The organism is Chitinophaga sp., assembly GCF_036569125.1.
Lineage (GTDB): Bacteria > Bacteroidota > Bacteroidia > Chitinophagales > Chitinophagaceae > Chitinophaga.
In genome coordinates this window covers 1-10,377 of the sequence record NZ_DATCRF010000826.1, presented here as the reverse complement: position 1 = coordinate 10,377, position 10,377 = coordinate 1, and the positions used below count along the sequence as shown (strand labels likewise).

The 10,377-nt window shown below is 49.4% G+C and carries 5 protein-coding genes; 4 read left to right on the top strand and 1 reads right to left on the bottom strand.

Annotation, left to right across the window (positions count from 1 at the left end):
• Nucleotides 1-102 precede the first annotated feature (102 nt).
• The 4 genes from VIM87_RS30435 to VIM87_RS30420 all read left to right on the top strand — a co-directional run bounded on the left by VIM87_RS30435 (nt 103) and on the right by VIM87_RS30420 (nt 8,638).
• Nucleotides 103-2,955 carry a TIM-barrel domain-containing protein gene (locus VIM87_RS30435; protein WP_332000629.1) on the top strand — a complete coding sequence of 951 codons (2,853 nt, stop codon included), beginning with the start codon at nt 103-105 and terminating at the stop codon, nt 2,953-2,955.
• A 192-nt stretch (nt 2,956-3,147) separates the two neighbouring features.
• Nucleotides 3,148-6,261, top strand: coding sequence for a TonB-dependent receptor (locus VIM87_RS30430; RefSeq protein ID WP_332000628.1), 3,114 nt, complete (start codon nt 3,148-3,150; stop codon nt 6,259-6,261).
• A 26-nt stretch (nt 6,262-6,287) separates the two neighbouring features.
• Nucleotides 6,288-7,847, top strand: a complete 1,560-nt coding sequence (locus tag VIM87_RS30425) for a RagB/SusD family nutrient uptake outer membrane protein (RefSeq protein ID WP_332000627.1) — start codon at nt 6,288-6,290, stop codon at nt 7,845-7,847.
• 23 nt (nt 7,848-7,870) lie between these two features.
• Entirely contained in the window at nt 7,871-8,638 is a 768-nt protein-coding gene (locus VIM87_RS30420; protein ID WP_332000626.1) for a hypothetical protein, read from the top strand.
• 165 nt (nt 8,639-8,803) lie between these two features.
• Here the strand turns inward: VIM87_RS30420 and VIM87_RS30415 are convergent.
• Nucleotides 8,804-10,377: ABC transporter permease (locus VIM87_RS30415; protein WP_332000625.1), on the bottom strand; the 1,574-nt coding region annotated here is incomplete at its 5' end.

Genomic DNA, 10,377 nt, shown 5'->3' with positions numbered 1-10,377 from the left:
ATTACGAATTGGGTACTGCGCATTTTTATGTACCACAAGTAATTCTGAAGTACATCATTCGTAATTCGTAATTGACTAATTCGTAATTAAACCTCTCCACGTATGATTAGAAGAACACTTGTCTCGTTTGTGTTGTGCACGTTATGGTTTCAATGCTGTTTGGCCGGAAATGTAGAAAGGCTCAAAGACGGTTTATTAATTCACTTACAGCAACCTGCCAAGAATGGCGCACGCCAGGTGCAGCTACAGGTAGTCTCTGACAGGATCATTCACGTATCAGCCGGCCCGGGTGAGGCCATTTCTACTGCTCCCAGCCTGATGGCCGTTGTTACCGGCTCCCCTTCCGTTAAATGGGATTCTGAAGAAAAAGAGGGTATTGTAACATTAAAAACCAGCGCGCTCACCGCCACGGTATCCCTGCAAACAGGCGAGGTAACTTTTCGGGATGCCAATGGGCAAACCATTCTGCAGGAAACAGCTGCCGGCGGTAAAACATTTACGCCCGTAAATATTGATGGGAAAGCGCTGTACCGCATTCAGCAGGTATTTGAATCCCCTGCAGATGAAGCGTTTTATGGACTGGGACAACACCAGACCGGGTTAATGAACTATAAGAACCAGGATGTGGACCTGACGCAGTATAATTCCATTGCAGCCGTGCCCTTCCTGCTCTCCAGCCGCCACTACGGCATTTTATGGGATAACTATTCCATTACACGTTTTGGCGATGACCGCCCTTATGCGCAGCTGGGTGAATTTACCCTATACAATAAAGATCATAAAGCCGGCGGGCTCACAGCTACCTATGCCTCCCGCCGCAAACCGGATAGCGTGTACCTGCGCCGGGACGAGAACAAGATCGACTATACTTTTTTGCCGGACCTCCATAATATACCCGCAGCTTTTCCCATGGATAGGGGAATGGTTACCTGGGAAGGTTTTATATCACCAGCTGAAGACGGGTTGCATAAATTTTTTATGACCGCCTCCGGTTATATTAAGGTGTGGGTAGATGGCGCTTTGGTGCTGGATAAGTGGCGTGAAGGCTGGAACCCCGGCCCAACAGTGTTTCAGCACAACTTACATAAGGGACAGCAGCATGCGCTGAAAGTGCAGTGGATCCCTGAATCAACACAGGCCTTTGTATCCCTGAAATGGCTAAGCCCTACGCCGGCTGCTTTGCAAAACAAATGGGCGCTGACCTCCGAAGCGGGTGAAAAGCTGGATTACTATTTTGTTTACGGGAGCAATGCAGATGAAGTGATCAGCGGTTACCGCACCATTACCGGCCGCGCAACCTTGCTGCCACGCTGGGCATTGGGTTTCTGGCAAAGCCGGGAGCGTTACAAAACGCAGGCGGAAATAGAACAAACCGTGAGCGAGTTCCGTAAAAGAAAGATCCCCCTGGATAATATTGTGCTGGACTGGTCTTACTGGAAACAGGATGCCTGGGGCAGCCAGGAGTTTGATGCAGCGCGCTTCCCTGATCCTGCAGGCATGATCAGCCGCCTGCACAACCAGTACCATACCCACTTCATGATCTCCGTATGGCCTAAGTTCTACGAAGGCATCAACAACTATAAAAGCTTTGATGAAAAGGGATGGCTGTACAAACAGAATATTAAAGACCGGCAGCGCGACTGGATAGGCAAAGGCTATGTATCCACTTTTTACGATGCCTATAATGCCGATGCCCGCAAGCTGTTCTGGAACCTGATCGATAAGCACCTGTTCAGTAAAGGGGTAGATGCCTGGTGGCTGGATGCTACGGAGCCGGATGTTTTATCCAACGCTTCTATCACACACCGCAAGGCATTGATGAACCCTACTGCTTTAGGCCCTGCAGACCAGTATTTCAACGGGTATGCACTGGCGAATGCCGGCGGCATTTACGAAGGCCAGCGGAAAGCCAAACCGGACCAGCGCGTATTTATCCTTACCCGCTCGGCCTACGCCGGTATACAACGTTATGCAGCAGCCACCTGGAGCGGCGATATTGCCTCCAGGTTTGACGAGCTGGCCAGGCAAATACCCGCCGGCATTAACTTTTCCCTTTCCGGTTTGCCTTACTGGACCACCGACATTGGCGGTTTTTATGTAGAAGATAAATATGATAGTCCTGCACCTAAAGGAGCTGCCCTGCAGGAGTGGCGTGAGCTGAACACCCGCTGGTTCCAGTATGGCGCTTTTTGCCCGCTGTTCCGCAGCCATGGCCAGTTCCCCTACCGGGAAATGTTTAATATAGCGCCGGATAACAGTCCGGAATACCAATCCATGCTGTATTACGACCAGCTGCGTTACCGGCTGATGCCTTATATATACTCACTGGCAGGCGCTACTTACCATCATGACTATACGATCATGCGCGGGATGGTGATGGATTTCGCCGCAGATACTGCAGTACAGGATATTAAAGACCAGTTTATGTTTGGGCCCTCCCTGCTGGTAAACCCGGTATACACCTACCAGGCGCGCGAACGCCGTTTGTACCTGCCTGCCAATAACGGCTGGTACGACCTGTACACCGGAAAGTACACAAATGGCGGCGCTTACATTACTGCCAATGCACCGCTGAACCGTATGCCCCTGTATGTAAAAGCAGGCAGCATACTGCCCATTGGCCCTGCTTTACAATATACCGGCGAACGCCCGGCAGATACCATCACATTATATGTATACACCGGCAAAGACGCGCAGTTTGATCTTTATGAAGATGAAGGCCTGAACTATAATTATGAGCAGGGACAGTTCAGCAACATACCGGTTTCCTATAATGAAGCCACGCAAAAGCTTACCATAGGCAAACGGGAAGGCAGCTTCCCCGGCATGCTGCAGCAAAGAACTTTCCGCGTGATAAAGGTGAGCCCTGAAAAGGCTGCTGCGCTTGATTTCAACCAGACTACCCGAGACGTAGTATTATATAACGGTCAGGAACAAACGGTGCTGCTGCAATAGCAGCGGCGCCGTTATTTTACCCGTAAACTAAAACCACGAAAGTATGAAAACACATTACCTGCCTGCTTATGCCACCTGATAAGGGAACATTACAACCAATATTTAATCAGCTTGAACCATCGAATAAGTTTCACAATGCGATCTGATGAAATAAGATCCGGCGTGGCCTTTAAAAATTCAAAAGCGTTTCACATGAAAAATGCGTACAAAACATGCTCTACCCGCGGGCTTTACAGCCTCCTGCTCCTGGCCCTGGTACTGGCCGGGCACAGTGCTGCCGCCCAGGTGAACAAACACCCGCTGTCCGGGAAAATAACGGCAGCAAAGGATAACAGCCCGCTGCCCGGCGCCAGCGTAGCTGTAAAAGGTACTGCTACCGGTACTGTTACCAGCGCCACCGGCGAGTTCACCCTGCAGGTGAGCGATACCGATTCACTGGAAATTTCCCTGATAGGCTTTAACAAACAAACCATAGCGGTAAACGGCCGTAACAGCATTACCATTGCCCTGGAAGATGGTACTACCGGCCTGGATGAAATAGTAGTGGTAGGTTACGGAACAGAAAAGAAAAGGCTGAACACCGGCGCTATTGGCCGTGTGAACGGGGCTGCGCTGGAAGAAACCCATACCCTGCGGGTAGACCAGGCATTGCAGGGTCAAACGCCCGGTATACAGGTAACTTCTAACTCCGCACAACCCGGCGAACCCATGAAAGTTCGTATACGCGGTACCGGTACTATAGGCAATTCAGATCCGCTGTACATTGTAGACGGTATGCCTGTTGCAGATATCAGCTACCTGAACGCTACCGACGTAGCCTCTATGGATGTGCTGAAAGATGCTGCATCAGCAGCCATTTACGGGGCCAGGGCAGCGAACGGCGTAGTGATCGTTACCACTAAAAAGGGCCGCAAAGGTAACATGCAGGTATCTTACGATGGCTTTTACGGCCAGCAAAACCCGGCCCGTAAATTACCGCTGCTGGATGCGCATGAATATGGCATCATCATGAATGAAGCAGCCATTAATTCCAACCGCGCACCCTATTTCTCCGTAGAACAGATCAACCAGCTGGGCAAAGGCACCGACTGGCAGGAAGAAGTATTCAACAAACACGCACCTACACAAAGCCATACGCTGAACCTGTCCGGCGGTTCTGAAAAATCGGTGTATTCATCCTCAGTATCCTACATGAAACAGGATGGCACCATTGGCTTTAAAGGACAGTCGCAGTATGAGCGCCTGGCTTTCCGCTTAAGCTCTGAACATTATATGTATAAGGATGTGGTGAAGTTTGGCGAGAACTTTACCTATACCCTTTCCAATAAAAAAGGTGTTGGCGTAGGTAACATTTACAATAACACCATTCGTCCTATTGTGAATGTAAGCCCGCTGTTCCCGGTATATGATTCTACCGATAATTATGCCAAATCCAATTTTAATCCCGATGAAGCCAACCCGGTGGCCCTCATGGATTACCAGAACCAGAACAAAAGCAAAACCGACCGTGTAGTAGGTAACGCCTACCTGGAAGTGATGCCCATTAAGGGTTTGAAGCTGCGCAGTGATTTTGGCCTGGACCTGAATAACACAACCGATACGCGTTTTACGCCGGTATATGACCTGGCTACCAACATAGTGAACCTGCACTCCCGCGCTTATATGGGCGTTACCCAAACCCGCATCTGGAACTGGGACAATACCATTTCTTACCAGCGCGATTTTGGTAAGCACAGCGCTACCGTGCTGGTAGGTACCACTGCCAATGAAACCAATGTATTTTTTGTAAATGGCTATAAGGAAGATGTGACCATTGCAGACCTGGACCACAGCATTATCAACAACGGTACGAATGAAGATACCAAACAGATCTACGGCAGCCGTAGTGAGGATGCGCTGCTCTCTTACTTTGGGCGTATCAACTATAACTACGACGAAAAATACCTGTTCACGGCTATCTTCCGCCGGGATGGCTCTACCCGTTTTGGCGCTAATAACCGCTTTGGTAACTTCCCGGCTTTCTCCGCAGGATGGGTGGCCAGCAATGAAGAATTTATGAAAACCAACTGGCTCAACTTTTTGAAGGTGCGCGCCAGCTGGGGCCGTAATGGTAACCTGCCTGCAGTATATGCCTATGATAATATTGCCACTACCAGCTACCTGTATATGGCCACCATTACCTCTGTTAACCAGGATTATTACTTTGGCAACGGTGATGTGAAATTCACCGGCTCCTCTCCCGACCGTGTGCCCAACCCGGATCTGAAATGGGAAACTTCCGAGCAGCTGGATCTGGGTTTTGATGCACAGCTGTTAAAAGACTTCAATGTAAGCTTTGACTGGTACCGCAAAACCACCCGCGACTGGATCATTACCGTGCCGGTGCCTGCCCTTGCCGGTACCAAGCCCCCTACTGTAAATGGCGGCAGCGTAAAGAACCAGGGTGTGGAAGTAGCGCTGGGCTATACCCACCAGTTTGGAGATCTTTCTTTTGGTATTAACGGCAACGTAACCCTGAATAAGAACGATGTAATAGATATTCCCAATGCGGAAAAAGTGATCGTAGGCGATGCCAATGTGCCCTTTGTAGGTATTGATGAAATATTCCGCACGCAGCAGGGCCACCCGGTAGGTTATTTCTATGGTTTAAAAACAGCAGGTATTTTCCAGAACGAAGCTGAAGTACAAAGCTATACCGGCAAGAACGGCCTGATACAGCCCAACGCCAAACCCGGCGACGTACGTTTTGCAGACCTGAATGGCGATGGTGTGATCGACAGCCGCGACAAAACAGAGATCGGCAATCCCAATCCTGACGTGACTTACGGCATTAACCTGAACCTGGGCTATAAAGGTTTTGATCTCTCCGTATTCCTGTACGGTGTTTCCGGTAACCAGGTGTTTAATGGCATCCGCGACTACGCTGCTCCTTTAAGCAACTACACTACAGAAATACTGGGCCGCTGGCATGGTGAAGGCACCTCTAACCACTTACCGCGTATGACCATGGGCGATGATGCCAACCAGAACTGGACACGTTCCTCTGACCTGTTTGTGAAAGATGCTTCCTTCCTGCGGGTAAGGAGCATTAACCTGGGCTACGATTTTAAAAAGGGATTGTTCCCCCGTTTGCCTTTACAACAGTTACGGTTATACGTATCCGGCAGCAACCTGTTCACCTTTACAAAGTATAAGGGCATGGATCCGGAAGTGGGCTACGGGCCTTACCCCTGGGCATCCGGTATAGATGTGGGCACTTACCCGCAGCCTAAAACAGTAATTGTGGGCGTAAACGCACGGTTCTGATCTGTAAACCAAGAAAAATCATTAGGATGAAAAAGATCTTTGTAGCAGCTATTATAATAACCACCGCAATCTCCTGCAGCAAGAGTTTCCTGGAAAGGGAACCTATAGACCGGAAGGTGGATGAAACATTTTACAAAACGCCAAAAGACGCCCTGGAATCGCTGGTAGCGGCTTATGACGAGCTGCAGTACGGCGATTATGACAACATACAGCTGGTAACTGAAATTGCCAGTGATGATTGTTTTGGCGGCGGCGGTGAATCTGATATTCCATGGAAAAGGTGGGACCGTTTTGAAAACGATAACAATACCAACCTGAATAACTGGACCAAGTATTACACCGGTATTTACCGCGCTAACATTGTATTGAGCAAAATGGATGGTGTGAACTGGGGCAGCGATACTACGCTTAAAACCCGTTACCTGGCAGAAGCGCATTTCCTGCGTGCTTACTATTATTTTGACCTGGTACGTATGTTCGGGAATGTGCCGCTGGTAACCACACCTCTTTCACCCGGGCAGTACAATGTGCCGCAGGCCACTCCGGAAGCAGTGTACCAGCTGATTGCCAGCGACCTGAAATTTGCAGCGGCAAACCTGCCAGCCATCGCCTACTCCGGCATTCCGCCGGCAGAATACGGGCGTGTCACCAAATGGGCGGCAGAAGCGCTGCTGGGCCGCGTGTTCCTATACTACACCGGTTATTACGGACAAAATGATATAGCCGGCACCGTTACCAAACAGGAAGCGCGTGCTTATATAGATGATGTAGTGAATGCCAGTGGTTATGCGCTGATAGATTCTTTCCCCCGCCTGTGGCAGTCGGCCCTTTCCCGTTTTGCCGGTGAGGATAATGCGGAAACAGTGTTTGCCATTAAGTTCACTTACAAGGGCCTGGGCGACTGGAATAAACATGATGGTAACCGTATGCAGGTAATGATCGGTTTCCGTAATGATGCGGTGCCGCCTTATTACAAAGGCTGGGGCGCAGGCCCGGTGAACCCCAAGCTGTGGGAAGCCTATGAGCCGGGCGATACGCGCCGCGCCGCCTCCATTATTTCCGTAGAGGCAGAAGGATTGAGCTACCCGGCTGTATACCCGCAGAAAACAGGTTTTATGTGGAAGAAATACATGCCCATGATGGCCTTAAAAGCAGAAGACTATAACGGCGATTTCCAGATAGATAACTTCTACGATTATGTAGCCATCCGCTTTGCAGATGTGCTGCTGATGGGTGCAGAGCTGAACCTGGACGGTGATCTGGGCAAAGCGCAGCAATACTATGACCGTGTGCGTGACCGCGCTTTCCTGGACCAGAACCATCGCAGAACATTAACACCCGGCGCTGCCGGTAAAAAGCTGATCATGGATGAACGCCGTTTTGAGCTGGCGCTGGAAGGCCACCGCTACTGGGACCTGTTACGGCAGGGAGTGCCCGTTGCCAAACAGGCCATTGACAACAGCAGCAGCGATGCACAGTTCAGTGTAAGCTTCCGCCCGGAAACAAAAGGACTTTTCCAGATCCCGCAGCAGGAGCTGAACCTTTCTAACGGCAGCCTGAAACAAAATGCAGGCTGGAATCAATAATGATCAACCAAAACAAACAGTATATGCACAAACATATTCATCATATCATCACTTACTGCCTGCTGCTTTGTACGCTGGCAGCCTGCGATCCGCGGGAAGACCGGGATCTGCTGCCCACACCTTTGCAAAGCAAGGACCTGCAATTTTCCGTAACGCAGCAACAGGGGCATGATAATGTAGTGTACCTGGAAAATAAAACGCAGGGCATTATACCCTTCTGGGATTATGGCACCGGCATTTCCAACAAAGCAAAGGATACCATTAACATTCCTTTTGCCGGTACCTATTACATTAAGTTCGTGGCATATAGCGGTGGCGGTCCGGTAGAGGATTCTGCCAAGATAACGGTAACACAGAACGATCCCAATTTTTTCAGCAGCCCGATGTGGAACCTGCTGACTAATGGTGAAGAAGGCAAAACCTGGGTATGGGCTATGGACACACCCGGCGGCGCACCTTACGGCAATGGCTCCGGAGGCGCTACTGCGCCGGAATGGTGGAAGCCAACACCGGCGGATGTTATTTCCTGGGGGGTAGATAAAGATGAAATGACCTTTGACCTGAAAGGCGCCGCTAATTATACCAAGGTAACACCCAAGGGTACACAGAAAAGTTTATTCGTGCTGGACACGCTGAATAAAACCATCAAGATCCTGGGTTCTGATATCAGCTACGGCGCCAAGATCACGTATGTGATAGTAACACTGAATGCAAATGAGCTAACGCTGGCCCAGCAGGGCGATGGATGGCGTAACCTGTGGATGTTCAAACGCAAAGGATTTAAATATTAAAGAGGCTAGTGCACTAGGTTTTAGTTTAAATAATGAATAATGCTATACCGGGGTTATCCAGCCCTGGTGACATTTAACACGTTACGAATAGAGGACATCAAAGGCCCCGGCGGATTAAAACATTCCGCCGGGGCCTTTGGTATTTGATGGTATTTGATGCTACAGCTATTCGGTCTTTAAACTTTTTATGGGATTAGACAATGCGGCTTTAATACTTTGATAGCTTACGGTTAATAATGTAAGGATGATAGCGCCGCCGCCGGTTAGGGCAAAGATCCACCAGGATATATTAGTGCGGTAGGTGTAATGCTGCAGCCAGTTATGCATAAAATAATAAGCAACAGGTGTGGCAATGCACAGCGCAATGATCACCAGGATCACAAAATCTTTTGACAGCAGGCTCCATAAATTAAATACCGTAGCGCCCAACAGCTTGCGGATACCTATTTCCTTTACACGCTGCTCCGCCATAAAAGAGGCCATGCCAAACAATCCCAGGGCAGATATGAAAAGCGCCAATACCGTAAAGAACACAGACAGCTTGCCGATACGTTTTTCATACTCAAATTTGGAAGCATAATCATCATCTACAAACTGGTAGCTGAACGGCTCTGCCGGGGAATACTTTGCGCACACGGCCTGCAGCCTGGCCAACGCAGTGGTAAGACTTAATTTTGGATTAAGCCGGATATTCAGAATGCCACCGTCATCATTTGCCTTGATATGAAAAACACTTTGTTTTACAGGTTCATAAGGGCTTTCCATCAGCACATCATTTACAACACCCAATACCGTGAAAGACTTATTGCCCCATTTTATAACTTCACCGACGGGATTTTTAAGCCCCATGTATCTGACCGCAGTTTCATTTAAGATCAATCCAAAGGTGTCTGCAGGAAAGCTGGCTGAAAAGTCGCGCCCCGCCTTTAGCTGCCAGCCTACGGTTTTACCGTATTCAGCAGTTACGCCTATGGTGTTAAAAGTTGCTTTCTTATCGGCGTCTTTTCCCTCCCATTCCCAGCTAAAGGAATCATCATAATGATCATTTTCCGTGATCGGCGTATTGGATTCAGCCATTTCCGTGATAACACCGGCTGACAGCAGCTCATTGCGCATAGCGGCAAAGCTGTTGTGATAATTGGCGGTGCGCATAATGATGGTGATCAATCCTTCCCGGTCGTAACCGACAGGGCGGTTCTGTGTGAACTGTACCTGCCGGAACACTACAATGGTGGCAATCATTAAAATAACAGAAACGGTGAACTGCAGCACCACCAATGCTTTGCGGGGCACTGCTGCAAAAGGGCCGGCCCTGAAGGTGCCTTTCAATACTTTTACCGGTTTAAAAGCAGATAAGTAAAACGCAGGATAGCTGCCGGCCACTATACCGGTGATCATAACAAAGCCGATACAGGCGCTCCAGAACCAGGGATTTCCCCAGGAAACAGATATTTCCTTACCGGCCACCTGGTTAAAGAGCGGCAGCAACAATAATATCAGCAGTAAGGAGCAGGCAAATGAGAGAAAGGCTGCCAGTAAAGATTCCAGGAAGAACTGGCTTACCAGCTGCGTACGCCGGGAGCCCACTGCTTTACGGATGCCTACCTCCTTTGCACGCTTTTCGCTGCGGGCAGTGCTCAGGTTCATGAAATTGATACAGGCCAGCAGCAGGACAAAAAAGCCGATGGTCCCGAATAGCCAGACGAATTGGACATTCTCGCTCGCGTTATGTGTGTTAC